General features: G+C 67.3%; 17 protein-coding genes, 1 tRNA gene and 1 pseudogene. 7 read left to right on the top strand and 12 right to left on the bottom strand.

Annotation, left to right across the window (positions count from 1 at the left end; translation table 11 throughout):
* Positions 1-110: 110 nt before the first annotated feature.
* Positions 111-620 (top strand): GNAT family N-acetyltransferase, encoded by a 510-nt coding sequence (locus tag J2X65_RS04120; protein WP_310198382.1) that lies wholly within the window; start codon positions 111-113, stop codon positions 618-620.
* A gap of 69 nt (positions 621-689) precedes the next feature.
* Here J2X65_RS04120 and J2X65_RS04115 read toward each other — a convergent pair whose 3' ends face one another.
* The gene (locus J2X65_RS04115) at positions 690-980 is read right to left on the bottom strand and encodes a DUF167 family protein (protein WP_310198380.1); all 291 of its coding nucleotides are present in this window, start codon (positions 978-980) and stop codon (positions 690-692) included.
* Positions 981-1,018: 38 nt separating this feature from the next.
* On the bottom strand, positions 1,019-1,297 hold the full coding sequence (locus J2X65_RS04110; RefSeq protein ID WP_213364238.1) for a YggT family protein: 279 nt from the start codon (positions 1,295-1,297) through the stop codon (positions 1,019-1,021).
* A gap of 265 nt (positions 1,298-1,562) precedes the next feature.
* Between J2X65_RS04110 and J2X65_RS04105 the strand changes: the two genes are divergently transcribed.
* From J2X65_RS04105 to J2X65_RS04085, 5 genes are all read left to right on the top strand, one after another.
* Positions 1,563-1,638: transfer RNA gene (locus J2X65_RS04105), tRNA-Ala, on the top strand.
* A 123-nt stretch (positions 1,639-1,761) separates the two neighbouring features.
* Complete coding sequence (locus J2X65_RS04100) at positions 1,762-2,280, top strand: DUF2380 domain-containing protein (protein ID WP_310198377.1); 519 nt, start codon at positions 1,762-1,764, stop codon at positions 2,278-2,280.
* Between the two features lie 53 nt (positions 2,281-2,333).
* On the top strand, positions 2,334-3,989 hold the full coding sequence (locus J2X65_RS04095; RefSeq protein WP_310198375.1) for a Na/Pi cotransporter family protein: 1,656 nt from the start codon (positions 2,334-2,336) through the stop codon (positions 3,987-3,989).
* A gap of 252 nt (positions 3,990-4,241) precedes the next feature.
* Positions 4,242-4,700 (top strand): DUF4126 family protein, encoded by a 459-nt coding sequence (locus J2X65_RS04090; RefSeq protein ID WP_310198372.1) that lies wholly within the window; start codon positions 4,242-4,244, stop codon positions 4,698-4,700.
* Positions 4,700-6,094 (top strand): FAD-containing oxidoreductase, encoded by a 1,395-nt coding sequence (locus J2X65_RS04085; RefSeq protein ID WP_310198369.1) that lies wholly within the window; start codon positions 4,700-4,702, stop codon positions 6,092-6,094. Before J2X65_RS04090 ends, J2X65_RS04085 begins: the two co-directional genes overlap by 1 nt.
* 53 nt (positions 6,095-6,147) lie before the next feature.
* On the opposite strand, the gene J2X65_RS04080 is transcribed toward J2X65_RS04085, so the two are convergent.
* From J2X65_RS04080 to J2X65_RS04055, 6 genes and pseudogenes are all read right to left on the bottom strand, one after another.
* Positions 6,148-6,654 (bottom strand): DUF1993 domain-containing protein, encoded by a 507-nt coding sequence (locus tag J2X65_RS04080; RefSeq protein WP_310198366.1) that lies wholly within the window; start codon positions 6,652-6,654, stop codon positions 6,148-6,150.
* A 338-nt stretch (positions 6,655-6,992) separates the two neighbouring features.
* Positions 6,993-7,298, bottom strand: coding sequence for a PRC-barrel domain-containing protein (locus tag J2X65_RS04075; RefSeq protein WP_310198363.1), 306 nt, complete (start codon positions 7,296-7,298; stop codon positions 6,993-6,995).
* A gap of 288 nt (positions 7,299-7,586) precedes the next feature.
* Positions 7,587-9,187 (bottom strand): annotated as a pseudogene (locus J2X65_RS04070) (arylsulfatase).
* A 111-nt stretch (positions 9,188-9,298) separates the two neighbouring features.
* A complete protein-coding gene (locus tag J2X65_RS04065) occupies positions 9,299-9,814 on the bottom strand; it encodes a c-type cytochrome, methanol metabolism-related (protein ID WP_310198558.1) in 516 nt (171 codons plus the stop codon).
* An 81-nt stretch (positions 9,815-9,895) separates the two neighbouring features.
* A complete protein-coding gene (locus J2X65_RS04060) occupies positions 9,896-10,348 on the bottom strand; it encodes a TIGR02301 family protein (protein WP_310198361.1) in 453 nt (150 codons plus the stop codon).
* Positions 10,349-10,380: 32 nt separating this feature from the next.
* On the bottom strand, positions 10,381-10,809 hold the full coding sequence (locus J2X65_RS04055; RefSeq protein WP_310198358.1) for an NUDIX hydrolase: 429 nt from the start codon (positions 10,807-10,809) through the stop codon (positions 10,381-10,383).
* A gap of 215 nt (positions 10,810-11,024) precedes the next feature.
* On the opposite strand from J2X65_RS04055, the gene J2X65_RS04050 reads away from it, so the two are divergent.
* On the top strand, positions 11,025-11,312 hold the full coding sequence (locus tag J2X65_RS04050; RefSeq protein WP_310198356.1) for a porin: 288 nt from the start codon (positions 11,025-11,027) through the stop codon (positions 11,310-11,312).
* Between the two features lie 6 nt (positions 11,313-11,318).
* Here J2X65_RS04050 and dapE read toward each other — a convergent pair whose 3' ends face one another.
* The 4 genes from dapE to argB form a co-directional block, all read right to left on the bottom strand.
* Complete coding sequence (gene dapE / locus J2X65_RS04045; protein ID WP_310198353.1) at positions 11,319-12,494, bottom strand: succinyl-diaminopimelate desuccinylase; 1,176 nt, start codon at positions 12,492-12,494, stop codon at positions 11,319-11,321.
* Positions 12,495-12,647: 153 nt separating this feature from the next.
* Positions 12,648-13,490, bottom strand: a complete 843-nt coding sequence (gene dapD / locus J2X65_RS04040; protein ID WP_310198350.1) for a 2,3,4,5-tetrahydropyridine-2,6-dicarboxylate N-succinyltransferase — start codon at positions 13,488-13,490, stop codon at positions 12,648-12,650.
* A 68-nt stretch (positions 13,491-13,558) separates the two neighbouring features.
* Entirely contained in the window at positions 13,559-14,296 is a 738-nt protein-coding gene (locus J2X65_RS04035; protein WP_310198347.1) for a pyrimidine 5'-nucleotidase, read from the bottom strand.
* Positions 14,297-14,366: 70 nt separating this feature from the next.
* Entirely contained in the window at positions 14,367-15,281 is a 915-nt protein-coding gene (gene argB / locus J2X65_RS04030) for an acetylglutamate kinase (RefSeq protein WP_310198345.1), read from the bottom strand.
* Positions 15,282-15,423 lie beyond the last annotated feature (142 nt).

The following is a 15,423-nucleotide window of genomic DNA, read 5'->3' as shown; positions in this document are numbered from 1 at the left end:
GCCGTTTCGTTTGGTGTTCCGGTCGCGGCGACCGCGCTCTGGTGGACCACCGCGCGATTTCGCCACAAAGCTACTTGATCCCGCGCCCGGCTTTTGCTCCCATAAGCGCCATGGGCACGCTTCTCTTCGAAACCCGCCGGGCCCGCCCGGCAGATGCTCCCGACATCGCCGAGATTCACGACTCGGCGTGGCGCGTGGCTTATCGCGGCCTCATTCCCGGCGTCGAGCTCGAGAAGATGATCGAGCGACGCGGGCCGGGCTGGTGGGAAACCGCCTTGCGGCGCGGCTCGCGCGTGCTGGTGCTTACCCATGCCGACCGCATCGCCGGCTATGCCAATCTCGGCCGCAACCGCGCGCGCGGCCTGCCCTATGAGGGCGAGATCTATGAGCTCTATCTGCGGCCGGAATATCAGGGGCTCGGCTTCGGCCGCCGGCTGTTCACCGATTCCCGCAAGGAACTGGTCGGGGCCGGCTTCGACGGTGTGACGGTGTGGGCACTGGCGGCAAACGAGCCGGCGCTGGCGTTTTACCGCGCCCTTGGCGGTGCCAATATCGCCCGCTCCTCCGAGACCTTCGGCGGCCGCACGCTGGAGAAGCTCGCCTTCGGCTGGGCTGGCTGACCACCGACGGCAAGTTCGCATTCTCGACCGCGAGTTCAAGCTCCGCGCTCGCCGGGCGCGGCGATGCGCTCACAGCGCCATGAGCTTGGCGATTATCGCCGCGGCATCGCCGCTGATGCGGAAGGTCTTGAGGCGCGCTGTGGCGCCCGAGGCCAGCTCGACCTTCGCGACCGGCACGTCCAGCAGCTTCGCCAGCAGGCGGGCAAGCGCGGCATTGGCCTTGCCGTCCTCCGGTGCCGCACTGACCCGCGCCTTCAGCGCGCGGCGACCATCCGCCAGCTCGATGACGCCCTCGACGGCGTCGCGCCCGCCGCGCGGGGTGGCGCGCACGCTCACCGTCACGCCGTCGGCGGTCGGCATCCAGGCGGCCGGGGCCACCACGGCGAAACCTGCCCGGCTCAGGTGACCAGCTCGAACACCAGGTTGCGGATGAAATAAAGGCCGATGATCAGGATGATCGGCGAAACGTCGATGCCGCCGAGATTGGGCAGCAGCCGGCGGATGGGCGCCAGCACCGGCTCGGTGATGCGCCAGAGGAACTCGCCGACGCTGCGCACCACCTGATTGTGCGGATTGACCACGTTGAACGCCACCAGCCAGGACAGGATGGCCGAGGCGATGAGAATCCAGACATAGAGCGAAATGAGCGTATCGAACAACCAGAGCAGCGAATACATCGCGAACCTCAAGGAGGGCGGGCGGCGCGGGGCCTGAGCTGAGGAATGCTTAAAGGCGCGACCGCATTGCGGCAACCCCGATCGCACCGGGCAGCCTGCTTACCTGCTCTCCGGCAGCCGGAAGGGCAGGGGTGGCGGACATCTGGCCTCCTTCCGGCATGGGCCGGCCTGCGGGCGCGGGAAAATGCGCGCGCCTGTGCGTGATGCGACGAGGCTGCTTGACAGGGCGTCGGGGGCGCACGTACAAGGCGCGGCCTGATGGTGAGGGGCCGTAGCTCAGTTGGGAGAGCGCTGCAATCGCACTGCAGAGGTCAGGGGTTCAAATCCCCTCGGCTCCACCATCGGAACGGCGTCGTGGCTGATATAAGCGGGCCGCCCCTCCCGACATTCCGTCCCAGAGTGAGGGGACAGGCTGGTTTCCTGCGTGCGGTCCCCGGCCGAGCGACCTTTCCTGCCGAATGAACATGGAGCACACCCGCATGCGCCATTTTCTTCTCGCGCTCTTTCTCGCCGGCTCGTTGACATCGCCGGGCCAGGCCTCCGCCGAGGCCCGGCGCGCGGCGGTCGCGATCGTGGAATTCCAGTATATCGACACCTCGGGAGAGCCGCGGGACCAGAGGGCCGACCACCAGACTCGGTTGCAGGCCTTCATGAGTGCGCTCAGGCGGGACATTGCGGCGAGCGAGAGGTTCCGCCTCGTTTCGCTGCCGTGCCAGCCCTGTGTCCTGACGGATGGAAACGTCTCCGAATTCACCGCGGCGGCGCAGCATGCCGGCGCCGATCTCCTGCTGGTGGGCGGCATCCAGAAGATGAGCACGCTGGTGCAATGGGCCAAGGTGGCGCTCATCGATCTCAGGACAGACAAAAAGGTGCTCGAACGCCTCTACACCTTTCGCGGCGACAGTGACGCGGCGTGGCGAAACGCCGAAAGCTTTATCGCCGGGCAGATCGTTTCGCTCTATCCGCGTGCCGGGAACGATTAACCAGGCCGCATCAGACCCTTGCCTCACGACGGGAAGTGGCATTTGCTGCCCTTATGAGCTTTCCCGCGAGCCTTGTTGATCTTGCCGGCTACATCGCGCTGCTGCTGTGGGGCACCCATATGGTGCAGACCGGCGTGCAGCGCGCCTTCGGACCCCGCTTGAAGACCATCCTCGGCGCCGCGCTGGGCGACCGCTTTCGCGCCTTCATTGCCGGGCTCGGGGTGACGACGCTGCTGCAGAGCAGCACCGCTACCGGGCTGATGGTGACAGGCTTCGCCGCCGGCGGTCTGGTCGAGCTGGTGCCGGCGCTTGCCGTCATGCTCGGCGCCAATGTCGGCACGACGTTGATCGTGCAGCTGCTCTCCTTCGACATCGCCGTGGTCGCCCCCGCCTTCATCCTTGTCGGCGTGCTGATGTTCCGGCGGGATTCCTCGTCGCAGACCCATGATCTGGGCCGGGTGCTGATCGGGCTGGGCCTGATGCTGATGGCGCTCGAAAACCTGCTCGATCTCATGCGCGACTATGAGGATGCGCCGAGCCTGCGCCTGCTCCTCGGCGCCATCTCCACCGTGCCCCTCCTCGATGTGCTGCTGGCGGCCGGCCTGACCTGGGCGGCGCATTCGAGCGTCGCCGTGGTGCTGCTGGTCATGTCGCTCGCCGCCAATGGCGCGGTGCCGCCCAATGCCGCGTTCGCGCTGGTGCTGGGCGCCAATATCGGCACGGCGATCAACCCGCTGCTGGAGGGCGTGGCCGGCAACGACCCGGCCGCAAAGCGGGTGCCGCTCGGCAATCTGCTGACCCGCCTCATCGGCGTCGGCGTCTGCCTGCTGGCGCTGCAGCCGATCGGGCGCTTCGTGGTCACGCTCCAGCCGGTCGATGCCCGGGCGGTGGCGGATTTTCACACGCTCTTCAACGTCGTCGTGGCGATGGTTTTTCTGCCGATCCTTGGTCCGTTCGGGCGGCTACTCACGAAGATGCTGCCGAGCCGGGCCGCCCGCGCCGACCCGTCGCATCCGCTTTATCTCGATCCTGCCGCGAAAGAGACGCCGATCGTAGCGCTCGGCGGCGCGGCGCGCGAGGCGCTCCGGCTGGCGGACGTCCTGGAAACCATGCTGGCCGGCGCGCGAGACGGGCTGCGCAGCGGCGATCGCCGGCTGATCGCCGAGACGCGGCGGCAGGATGACGTCATCGATCGGCTCAACATCGCCATCAAGAGCTATCTCACCTCGATCGACCCCGACGAACTCGGACCGCACGACCACCGCCGCCTGCAGGAAGTGCTCGGCTTCACGATGAACCTCGAACAGGCCGGCGATGTCGTCGATCGCTATCTGCTGCCGCACACCTCGAAGGGGCTGAAACGCGGCCTCGCCCTGCCCAAGGAGCGTCAGGAGGAACTGCTTTCGCTCATGGACCGGCTGATCACCAATCTGCGCACCGCCGCCTCGCTGTTCATGACCGAGGATCCGCGGGCGGCGCGCCTTCTGGCCGACGAAAAAATCGCGTTCCGCGATGCCGAATCCCGCGCCACGCTGCAGCATTTCGAACGCCTGCGCGACAGCGAGCTTCCCACCGCACAGGCGAGCGCCCTCCATCTCGATCTGCTGCGCGACATGAAGCTGATCAACAGCCATATCGTTGCCGCCGCGGCCTACCCGATCCTCGAGCGCAGCGGTGAATTGCTGCCGAGCCGGATCGCCCGCAACTGACATGCCGGGCTCGCCCTCATCACCGGCCCCTGCATCAGAGGCGGGCCTCGCCAAGTGCGTGTCGGCATGCGGGGGTAGCCAAGCGGGTTGTCGCCAAGCCCCGGTGTGCAGCTCGCCGTGCGTTCTCGATGGTGAATCCGCGCGGACTCTTGTCAGAACCCCCGTCCTGTCACTTGATAGCCAGCAGAACACGATAATGCGCTGTTGGACGCGCGGGGCGCCCGAGGTGCGAGCGGTTCATCGGGGGGTGCCATGCTCTATCTTCTTGCCGTGTTGATCGGTGTCGTTGCCGGGTTGCGTGCCATGACCGCGCCGGCGGCCATTGCCTGGGCCGCCCATCTCGGCTGGATCGATCTTTCCGCCTCGCCGCTGGCCTTCATGGGCTATGCGTGGACACCCTGGATATTCACCGCGCTCGCTCTCGTCGAGTTCGTCACCGACCAGCTGCCGACGACCCCGAGCCGGACGGTGCCGCCGCAATTCGGCGCCCGCCTGATCAGCGGCGCCCTTTGCGGCGCCTGTCTCGGCGTCGCGGGCGGCAGCCTGTTGATCGGAGCGGTGGCCGGTGCGATCGGCGCGGCGATCGGTACGCTGGGCGGGCGGTCGGCGCGCGGGCGCCTTGCCGAGCTGTTCGGCAAGGACCGGCCCGCCGCCCTGATCGAGGATGCCGTGTCGGTGATCGGTGCCCTCGTCATCGTCATGGTGCCGTGATGGCGGAGCCGGACGCGGCCCGCCGCTTCGACGCGATCATCATCGGTGCCGGCCAGGCCGGGCCCTCTCTTGCCGGCAGGCTGACCGCTGCCGGCAAGAGCGTCGCCGTGATCGAGCGCCATCATTTCGGCGGCACCTGCGTCAACACCGGCTGCAAGCCGACCAAGACCCTGGTGGCGAGCGCCTATGCCGCCCGCATGGCGCAGCGGGCGGCGGAATATGGCGTCGTGCTCGACGGCGCCCCCCGCATCGACATGAAGAAGGTGCAATCCCGCGCCGGGAAGATCATTCGGGACGGGCGCGCCGGCATCGAGACGTGGCTTGAAGGCATGGATGGCTGCACCGTGTTTCGCGGCCATGCCCGGTTCACCGGCGCACATGACGTCAAGGTCGCCGGCACGGCGCTCACCGCCCCGCACATCTTCATCAATGTCGGCGGCCGCGCGTCGGTGCCGGATCTGCCCGGCCTCGGGGAGGTGCCGTATCTCACCAATAGCGCCATGGTCGAGCTGGAAGCGGTGCCGGCGCATCTGGTGGTTGTCGGCGGCTCCTATATCGGCCTCGAATTCGCGCAGATGTTCCGCCGCTTCGGCTCCCGCGTCACACTGGTGGAGAAGAGCGGACGGCTGATCGCGCGCGAGGACGAGGACGTGTCCGCCACCATCCGGGAGATCGTGGAGGCCGAGGGAATCGAGGTGCGCACCGGTGCCGAATGCCTGAGCTTCGCCCGGCGGGACGAAGGCGTGGCGGTGCGGGTCGGCTGCACGGAGGGCGTGCCGGAGATCGTCGGCTCGCATGTGCTGCTTGCGATCGGCCGGCGGCCGAATACCGACGACCTCGGCCTGGACGCTGCGGGCATCAGCACCGACGGGCGCGGCTACATCACCGTCGACGATCATCTGCAGACCAGCGTGCCCGGCGTCTATGCGCTGGGCGATTGCAATGGACGGGGCGCCTTCACTCACACCGCCTATAACGACTTCGAGATCGTCGCGGCCAACCTGCTCGATGGTCAGGACTGGAAGGTGAGCGAGCGCTTGCCCGGCTATGCGCTCTATACCGATCCTCCGCTCGGGCGCGTGGGCATGACGGAGGCGAAGGCTCGGCAGACCGGCCGAACGCTTCTCGTCGGCAAGCGGCCGATGACACGGGTCGGCCGCGCCGTCGAGAAGGGCGAGACGCTCGGCTTCATGAAGGTGGTAGTCGACGCGCAAACGCAGCGCATCCTTGGAGCGGCCATTCTCGGCACGGGTGGCGACGAGGCCATTCACGGCCTGCTCGACATCATGAACGCGGACGTTCCCTATACCGTCTTCCAACGCGCCGTGCCGATCCATCCGACAGTGTCGGAGTTGATCCCGACGCTGCTGGCGGAGATGCAGCCGGCAACCTGAGGCGATGCAGGAGCATGCGGGATCGGCGGCGGCCTGTTGCCGCCAATCACGGGTCACAACGGGCCGAGGAAATCCGATTTCCCGACCGGCACGCCCTTGTGGCGCAGAATGTCGTAGCCGGTCGTGACGTGGAAGAAGAAGTTCGGCAGAGCGAAAGTGAAAAGATAGCCGCGCCCGTCAAGCGTCACTTCGCCCTGACGGCGCTTCAGCACGATCTGGCGAATCTCGGCGCCGTCGAAACTCGCGGCATCGAGACCCTTCAGATAGGCGACGGTCTTGGCGATGCGCGCGTGCAGCTCGGCAAAGCTGGCCTCGTTGTCCTCGAAGCTCGGGCCTTGCGTGGCGGTGAGGCGGGCGGCACAAAATTTCGCGGTGTCGCTGGCGCGCTGGACCTGTCCGGCCAGCGACAACATATCCGGCGCAAGCCGTGCCTCCACCAATGTGGCTGGATCGATGCCCTTCACCTGGGCGAATGTCTCTCCCTTCTCGAGGATCGCCGAAAAATTGTCGAAGGCCCGCAGAAACACCGGGATCGACGCCTCAAAGATCGAAAGCGACATGCAAAATCTCCACCGACGGACGGGTTGAAGGATGGCCTTGCTGGCCAGGCTTCATATGGTCCGCCGGGGCGACTTCGCCAACCGGACGGCGCCGCCTCTCGACGCTCTCGCGGACGTAGCGACGCACGCCGACGGCAGACCGCCGGCGCGGGCTACCGCCGATGGCGGGCACCATGCCTACGGTTGGCCGTTCGTGGCCAGGGTCATTGATCGGGCGCTCACCGCTTCGCGATCGCACGCTGCGTTCGTCCGCACCATGTGCAGGCGGCCCCGTGCGGCCATCTCCATAAGTTACTGCCGGACCCGGCGTCTTATCCCGGAAGCACCGAGCCTCATCGTCAGCCCAAGGGGTCGCGGTGCTCCGGCATCTCCTTCAACTGCTCTTTCGTCCATGAGGTGACGGCGTGAACGTCGCCATCTTCGTCGCGCATGAAATCGAGATCGCCGATCGGCACCGCAACGGGCTTCGCGCCGATGCCGAGAAACCCGCCGACGTCGATGACGACCTGGATGGTGCTGCCGGTGCCGTGGATGTGGGAGACGCTGCCGATCTTATGATCGCCCAGGCCGTATATGGTTGCGCCATCGAGAATGTCGGGGGTCAGTTCGTCGCGGCTCAGATGTGTATGATTGGCGTGATCCATGGTTGACGCTCCTCTCCATGCCTCCACAACCCCGCGTGGTGGTCGGGGTTCCGTCTCCCGCATGCAAACATTCCCACCTACGCTGCGACAGGCCCATTCGCGGGTGGCGTCGTCACGGGCGTGGTGGCGCGGGGGGCACGAAGCCGGCGGCTGAGGGATCCGGGGTGCCACGAGCAGCCAGCCGCCGCCACGGCAGCCGTCCCGCTGCGCGCACCGGGGAGAGCGGGGGCGCGCTTCGCCGGCGCGCCTGACCGGCGGAGACCAGCCCCGCCGGCTGGGCGTGGTGCCTCAGTTCGGTGCGCCGGCACCGGACTTGGCGGCGTTGGCCTTCACCCGTTCCTCGATGTCGCGCGACACCTGGTCGATGGTGAAGCTGGCCGGAACCTGGCTCGGCGGATAGTCGATGAAGCTCTGCAGGAACGCGCCGGCCTTCGCCGACATGTAGCCCATGAGATAGGCATTCTTCGCCCGCCAGTCGTCATACTGATCGGAGACGATGTCGGCCCGTTCATACGGATCCATGCGAAGGTTGGACAGCTTGGGAACCCGCAGGCAGGTGAAGGGCTCGTACCAGACGCGGAACCCGCCCGGCGCCCGCATCTCGCAGAACACCGCCTTCCACGGCCCGTTGCGATAGACGACCATCAGGCCGTCATCGTTGAAATAGGCGAACTCGTTGCGGTTGCCGCGCTCCTGCTGCCCGGTGAGATAGGGAAGCTGGTTGTAGCCGTCGAGATGCACCTTGAAGGTCTTGCCGCCGATGCTGGTGCCCTGCAGCAGCTTTTCCTTGATGTCGGCCTCACCTGCGGCCGCCAGCAATGTCGGGAACCAGTCAAGGCCGGAGAACATCTCGGTCGCGACGGAATCGGGCTTGATGCGGCCCGGCCAGCGTATCATGGCGCGGAACGCGGAAGGCTCCTTCCCAGTTCGTGTCCTTCTCGTTTCGGAACGGCGTGGTCGCCGCGTCCGGCCAGGACCATTGGTTCGGGCCGTTGTCGGTGGTGTAGATGACAATGGTGTTGTCGGCGATGCCGAGATCGTCGAGCTTCTTCAGAAACTGGCCGACATGGCCGTCATGCTCGATCATACCATCGGCATCGTCGTTTCCCGGCATGCCGCTCTGCCCCTGCATCGAGGGGCGGACATGCGTGAAGGCGTGCATGCGGGTGGTGTTCATCCAGGTGAAGAACGGCTTGCCCGCCTTGACCTGCCGCTCGATGAAATCGGCGGCGGCACTCGTGGTCTCCTCGTCGACGGTCTCCATCCGCTTGCGGTCGAGCGGGCCGGTATCCTCCGATCCTGCCATCGGCGGAGGCCTTCAGCACGCCGCGCGGGGAGTTAGCCTCACCCAGTCGGGATCGTCCTTGGGCCAATAGGGACGCTCGGGATCTTCCTCGGCGTTGAGATGACAGAGATTGCCGAAGAACTCGTCGAAGCCATGATTGGTCGGCAAATATTCGTCGCGCTCGCCGAGATGGTCTTGCCGAACTGGCCGGTGGCATAGCCGAGCGGCTTCAGCGCGATGGTGACGTCGCGATCCTGCAGGCCGACGCTGGCGCCGGGTATGCCGACCTTGGTGAGGCCGGTGCGCTTCGGCGTCTGGCCGGTGATGAAGGAGGAACGGCCGGCGGTGCAGCTGTTCTCCGCGTAATAATCGGTGAACTTCATGCCTTCCTTGGCGATCCGGTCGATGTTCGGCGTCTGGTAGCCCATCAAGCCGAAGGAATAGGCGCTGATATTGGTCCGACATCGTCGCCGAAGATGACCAGGATATTCGGCCGGGCGGCCGGCTGTGCCGCCGGGGGTTGCTGGGCCGTGCTCGCGCCCGGCACTCCGGCAAGGCCTGCCGTTATCACGGCGGCCGAGGCCAGCAAGTTGCGAAGTCCCATGATTTCCTCCCTGGTACCCCAGTCGGGCGCTCCACGTCCTTCGACACGCAACACGCCGCTGGTCGGCGCGGCGGCAGGCCCGCGCCGGAGCGCGGCGGTCACGGCTGCGGACTAACCCATGCAGGCGTCCTCGGCCGCGCTGTATCCGGCGGGGCGGGGCTCGCTCTTCTGCGGTCGCCCACGACCAAGCGCGCCATCGGAGCGCGCCCTCAGATAGATGAAGATGGCGTCTATGTAGCACATCACGTTCGGATTGACCCCGAATGACGGCATGACCAGCTCCTGGCTGGCGTCGACGTTCTTCTTGCCGTTGGTCACGGTGTCGAGGAATTGGCTGTAGCTGAGCCGTTTCAGCGCATCGACGAGCGAAGGGGCAAAGCTCGATCCCAACCCGTCCGGGCCGTGGCACTGCATGCAATTGGCGGTGTAGCGGACATAGCCGATCGCCGTGTACCAATCGACGGTGCCGTCGGCAGAGATCTTGAAGGTGGGGTTGCCGTCCCTGTCGGCGTATTTGCCATCATCCGATCCGGCGACCGCGGGATCGCCCGAGCCATCGGCGTGCAACGGCACCGTGAGGGAAAGCAGGCCTGCGGCAACGACGACAAACCAAGCCCGCGGTCTCATCATCCGCTCCTGCGCGTGGCGCTTCCCACCAATGGGTAGCACGGCGCGGCGGCCGGCTCCATGTCGGGGCTGCCCGCGTGGTTAATTGCTGCCGTAGCGGGCCGCGATGTCGCGGGACAATCGGGCGCCGGCCTCGAGATAGCGCTGTGCCACCAGCTGGGCGGACGGCGTGCAGCTGTGATAAACCTGCCGGTAGCTCTCATAGCCGCGATTGAAGGCGGCGACCATGAGCCCGCGCCGCTCCTCGGATGGCTGTTCGGCCTCCAACAGGCCCTGCATCTCGTCGCGCCACCGCCCGGCATCCGGTGTGCCGCAAAGGGGGCGGATGTAGTGGAGGGTGCCCAGCATTTCCGCCAGCCGCAGCATGTCCGCCTCATAGGGCGGGGCGGAGCCCTGGTTCGGCCGGGAGGCCGTCTGTGCGCCGGCGGGGGCGGCCAGTGCCAGCACCAGTGCCAGGCCGACGGCCGCCGCACCCGCCGCATGGTGGGGACGGAATGGACGCAGAAGGGCGAGCGGGTTCGGGCAGCGTGTCATTGCGCTTGTGGTGAGCCGGAGCGGCGGCGCCGTCAAGAGCCGGTGACAAGCGCACGCGCCGCCGCAACGATGCCGGCGAGGCCTTCGGTGCTATCGTCGGGCAGATGGTGCGGATCGAACCAGCCGACCTCCGCCGCCTCCGGCCCGGTCGCCGGTTCGCCGTCGAGCCAGAGCCCGGCATGGCTGACCACGACGAAATGAGCGCTGACCTCGCCGGCATCGTCGCGGCGGATGATATCGAGCGCGCCGGCGACCCCCACTACGCGGCAGGCGACGCCGACCTCCTCCATCACCTCGCGGGCGGCGCCTTCGGCCAGGGTTTCCCCCGGCTCCAGCCTTCCGCCCGGCAGCGACCACAGCCCGCGCAGCGGTGCCGCGCCGCGCCGGGCCAGCAGCACCTGCCCGTCGCGGAACACCGCGGTCGATATCGCCAGCACGGGGCGGATCGGCGGCTGGGTCATGATGGCAAACTCCGTGATTCCCCCGGCATCCTAAGGTCGGGGCGACGGAGCGCCAATGGCGACCACCGGCCGCTGTCATGCTAAACAGGGCAGGTTCTCATCGCATCCCGCCGCTGCGGCAGGCGCGATGTGAAGCCGGCTGCCTAGATCGGGCCGCAATCCCAGCCGAGGCTTGCGGCGCTTCAAGTTGGGCCATGCGGGAGGGGAGGGAAGCGATGAACCAGGTTGCCGGAACCGTGCGGCAGGCCGCGGGCCTGGCCGTTTTCGCCGTCGCCGGCCTTGTCGTCGTATCGGCGGCGGTTGCCGGAAGTGCCACCCCGCCGGCGCCGCAAGCTTCCACCGACAATCGGCCCGATCCGGTATGTGCCAGCTATGGCAAGGATTTCACCCGCGTTGCCGGCACCTCGACCTGCGTCAAGATCAGCGGCTATGTGCAGACTGACGGCTACCGCCAGTCGCTGCCGACCAGTGATCCGCTGGCGCCGGCGCTCAGCAGCAAATAGGCCGCCTCAGCGGCCGAAGGCGTCGAAATAGCGGGTCGCGATATCCTTGTAGACGCGGGCGAGCGCGTGGATTTCGTCGACCGGGGTCGCCTCGTCCACCGCATGCATGGAGGTGCCGACCAGGCCGAATTCGACCACCGGGCAATAATCCTTGATGAAGCGGGCATCAGAGGTGCCGCCGGTGGTGGAGAGTTCCGGCGTGCGGCCGGTGGCTTGGCTGATGGCGGCGACCACGAGGTCGACGAAATCGCCCGGCGCTGTGAGGAAGCTGTCGGAGGAGCGCTCCTCGAACGCCAGCGAAAAGTGCACCCGGTTGCCGGCGGCGACCTGGAGCCGGCGTTCCACTTCCGCCTTCAGCGTGTCGGGCATCCACAGATCGTTGAAGCGGATGTTGAAGCGCGCCTTCGCCTCGGCCGGGATGACGTTGAAGGCCGGGTTGCCGACATCCACCGACACGACCTCGAGATTCGAGGCCTGGAAATGCGCGTTGCCACGGTCGAGCGGCTCGGCGGTGAGCGCGGTGATCAGCCGCGCCATGCCGGGGACCGGGTTGTCGGCAAGGTGCGGATAGCCGACATGCCCCTGCTTGCCATGCACGGTGAGCGTGCCGGAAAGCGAGCCGCGCCGGCCGATCTTCACCATGTCGCCCAGCACCGCGCGCGAGGAGGGCTCTCCCAGCACGCAATGGTCGAGCCGCTCGTCGCGGTCGGCCAGCCAGCGCAGCAGCTTCTCGGTGCCGTTAATCGCCGGGCCCTCCTCGTCGCCGGTGATCAGCAGCGAGAGCGAGCCCGGCAACCGGTCGCCCTGTTCGGCAACCAGCTCCAGCGCCGCGGCGGTGAAGGCGGCGACGCCGCTCTTCATGTCCACAGCGCCGCGGCCATAGAGCAGGCCGCCATGAATGGCCGCCTCGAAGGGCGGGAAGCGCCAATGCGCGGGATCGCCGGGCGGCACCACGTCGGTGTGCCCGGCGAAGCAGAGATTGGGGCCCTTGGTGCCGAACCGGGCATAGAGGTTCTCAATGTCCGGCGTGTCGCGACCGGTGAGCGTCACGCGGTGCACGCGGAAGCCGGCCGCACCGAGCAGGGCTTCGAGAACGCCGAGGGCTCCACCTTCCTCGGGTGTCACCGAAGGACAGCGGATGAGCGCACGGGTGATCTCGACGGGATCGGTGAAGCCGGACATGCGACGGTCTCCTCGAGGCCTAGCCTTATACCTTGCTGTTCCCGACAGGGAGGGGGCCCGCAGCCGCTCGGCGAGGACTTCCCGCCACGCCTGGCCGGCCTTCGCTCCCCAATCTTCTCCGCAAGGCGGAGAACGGGAACAAGCCGCCGTCGCTCAGTCCCTGAGCAGATCGTTGATCGAGGTCTTCGAGCGGGTCTGTTCGTCCACCCGCTTCACGATCACCGCGCAGTAGAGCGACGGACCGGGGGTGCCGTCGGGAAGCGGCTTGCCGGGCAGCGAGCCGGGCACCACCACCGAATAGGCCGGCACCTCGCCGACGAATACCTCGCCGGTGGCGCGGTCGACGATCTTGGTGGTCGCCGAGATGAACACGCCCATCGAGAGCACCGAGCCCTTACGCACGATCACCCCCTCGACCACCTCGGAGCGGGCGCCGATGAAGCAGTCGTCCTCGATGATCACCGGGCCGGCCTGCAGCGGTTCCAGCACGCCGCCGATGCCGACGCCACCCGAAAGGTGCACGCGGGCGCCGATCTGGGCGCAGGAACCGACCGTCGCCCAGGTGTCGACCATCGTGCCTTCGCCGACCGAGGCGCCGAGATTGACGAAGGAGGGCATCAGCACGACGTTCGGCGCGATATAGGCCGAGCGCCGCACGATGGCGCCCGGCACGGCGCGGAAGCCGGCGGCGCGGAATTCCGCCTCGCCCCAGCCGTCGAACTTGGACGGCACCTTGTCCCACCAGGTCGCACCGCCGGGGCCGCCGGCGATCGGGGCCATGTCGTTGAGGCGGAAGGACAGCAGCACCGCCTTCTTGAGCCACTGGTTGACGCTCCAGCTGCCGTCGGCGCCCGGCTCGGCGACGCGTGCCTTGCCGGCGTCGAGCAGGCCGAGCGCCTCGTTCACGGCGTCGCGAACCGGACCCTTGGTGTCGAAGCCGATCTCCGCGCGCTTCTCGAAGGCGTCCTCGATGATGGTCTTCAGCTCGCTCGACATGCTCTGTTACTCCGCTAAATGGCGGGGGACTTGTTGCGGTGCGGATGGCCGGGTGTCAACGGGTCGGTTCAACCCGCGTCGCGGGCGATCACCCCGCGCACGGCGCGCAGGAAGGCGGGCAGGTCGTCGGTGACGTGCTGGATGTGCTGGGCGTCGCGCCCGTCATGTTCCCAGGCCTCGCGGTCGGCCGGGCTGACGGCTTGGCCGCGCGGCACCACCAGCACGGTGCGCATGCCGAGCGCGTGCGGCACTTCGAGGTTGCGGGCCAGATCCTCGAACATCGCCGCGCGGGTCGGCTCGACGCCGTACAGGCCGAGGAAATGCCGATAGGCCGGCTCCTGCGGCTTGGGATGGAACTCGGACGCGACGATATCGTGCACGTCGGCAAAATGATCGGAGATACCGAGCTTGCCCAGGATCGCCTCGGCATGGGCGCGCGAACCGTTGGTATAGACCAGCTTGCGGCCGGGAAGCGCGCCCAGCGCCTCGCCGAGTTCCGGTGCCGGCGCGAGCTCGGACAGGTCGATCTTGTGCGCATTGGCCAGAAACGGGTCCGGGTCCATGCCGTGCTCGATCATCAGCCCGCGCAGCGAGGTGCCGTATTTGCGGTAGTAGCCCTTCTGCAGGGCGAAGGCATCGTCGAGCGACAGGCCGAGATAATCGGCGATGTAGCTGCGCATGTTGAGATCGATCTGCCGCCACAGGTCGAGCCCGGGCGGATAGAGCGTGTTGTCGAGATCGAACACCCAGGTGTCGACCCCGGAAAAGCTGTCGGATGCGAGAGCGTTATCGATGGCGTGCGGCATGACGCCATCCATAGCGAAGAGCCGGGCCGCAGGCGAGGCAGGATTTCGCGCCTCGCCCGGGGATCGCGCCTCAGCGGCGAATCAGCGTGCCCGCACCATGGTCGGTGAGCAGTTCGAGCAGCACGGCGTGCGGCACCTTGCCGTCGAGGATCACCACGCCTTCGACGCCCTGCTCCAGCGCGTAGATGCAGGTCTCGACCTTGGGAATCATGCCGCCGGAGATGGTGCCGTCGGCGATCAGCGCGCGCGCCTGGCTGATCGACAGTTCCTTGATGAGGTTCTTGTCGCGGTCGAGCACGCCGGGGACGTCGGTGAGCAGCAGCAGGCGCTTGGCGCCGAGCGCGCCGGCGATGGCGCCGGCAAAGGTGTCGGCATTCACGTTGAAGGTGCCGCCCTCCTCGCCGGTGGCGACCGGGGCCAGCACCGGGATCAGTTCGCGGCCGAGGATCTGGTCGAGCACGGTGGTGTCGACGCTCGACGGCTCGCCGACGAAGCCGAGATCGATCACCTGCTCGATGTTCGAATCCGGATCGAGGACGCTGCGGGTGACCTTGGAGGCGATCACCATGTTGCCGTCCTTGCCGGACAGGCCGAGCGCCTTGCCGCCGGCTTCGTTGATGAAGCCGACCAGCGATTTGTTGATCGAGCCGGCCAACACCATCTCGACGATCTCGACGGTGGCCTTGTCGGTGATGCGCAGGCCCGCGGCGAATTCCGACTTGATGCCGAGCTTGGCCAGCATGGCGCCGATCTGCGGCCCGCCGCCATGCACCACCACCGGGTTCACGCCGGACTGTTCGAGCAGCACGATATCCTGGGCGAAATCCCGCGCCACCTGCTCGTCGCCCATGGCGTGGCCGCCATACTTCACCACGATGATGGCGTCGTCATAGCGCTGCATGTGCGGCAGCGCCTGCACCAGCACGCGGGCCTTGGCGTGGTCGTCCAGCGGATCGGCGGTGGTCTCGAGGGTGGTGTCGGACATCAGAGCGGCATCTCTCGGCGAGTGATCGGCAGCCGGCTCTTCTAGCCGATTTTCATGACGCTTCTCAATCGGGCTGTCTCGGCCGCGCCCATCCCGATCGACCCGTCCCGATAACGGGCCGGGGTGCGGAGAACGATCGGGG

It is taken from the genome of Ancylobacter sp. 3268, assembly GCF_031456575.1.
GTDB lineage: Bacteria > Pseudomonadota > Alphaproteobacteria > Rhizobiales > Xanthobacteraceae > Ancylobacter.
Note: the sequence above shows the minus strand (reverse complement) of the source record. Positions and strands in the feature narration are given on the sequence as shown.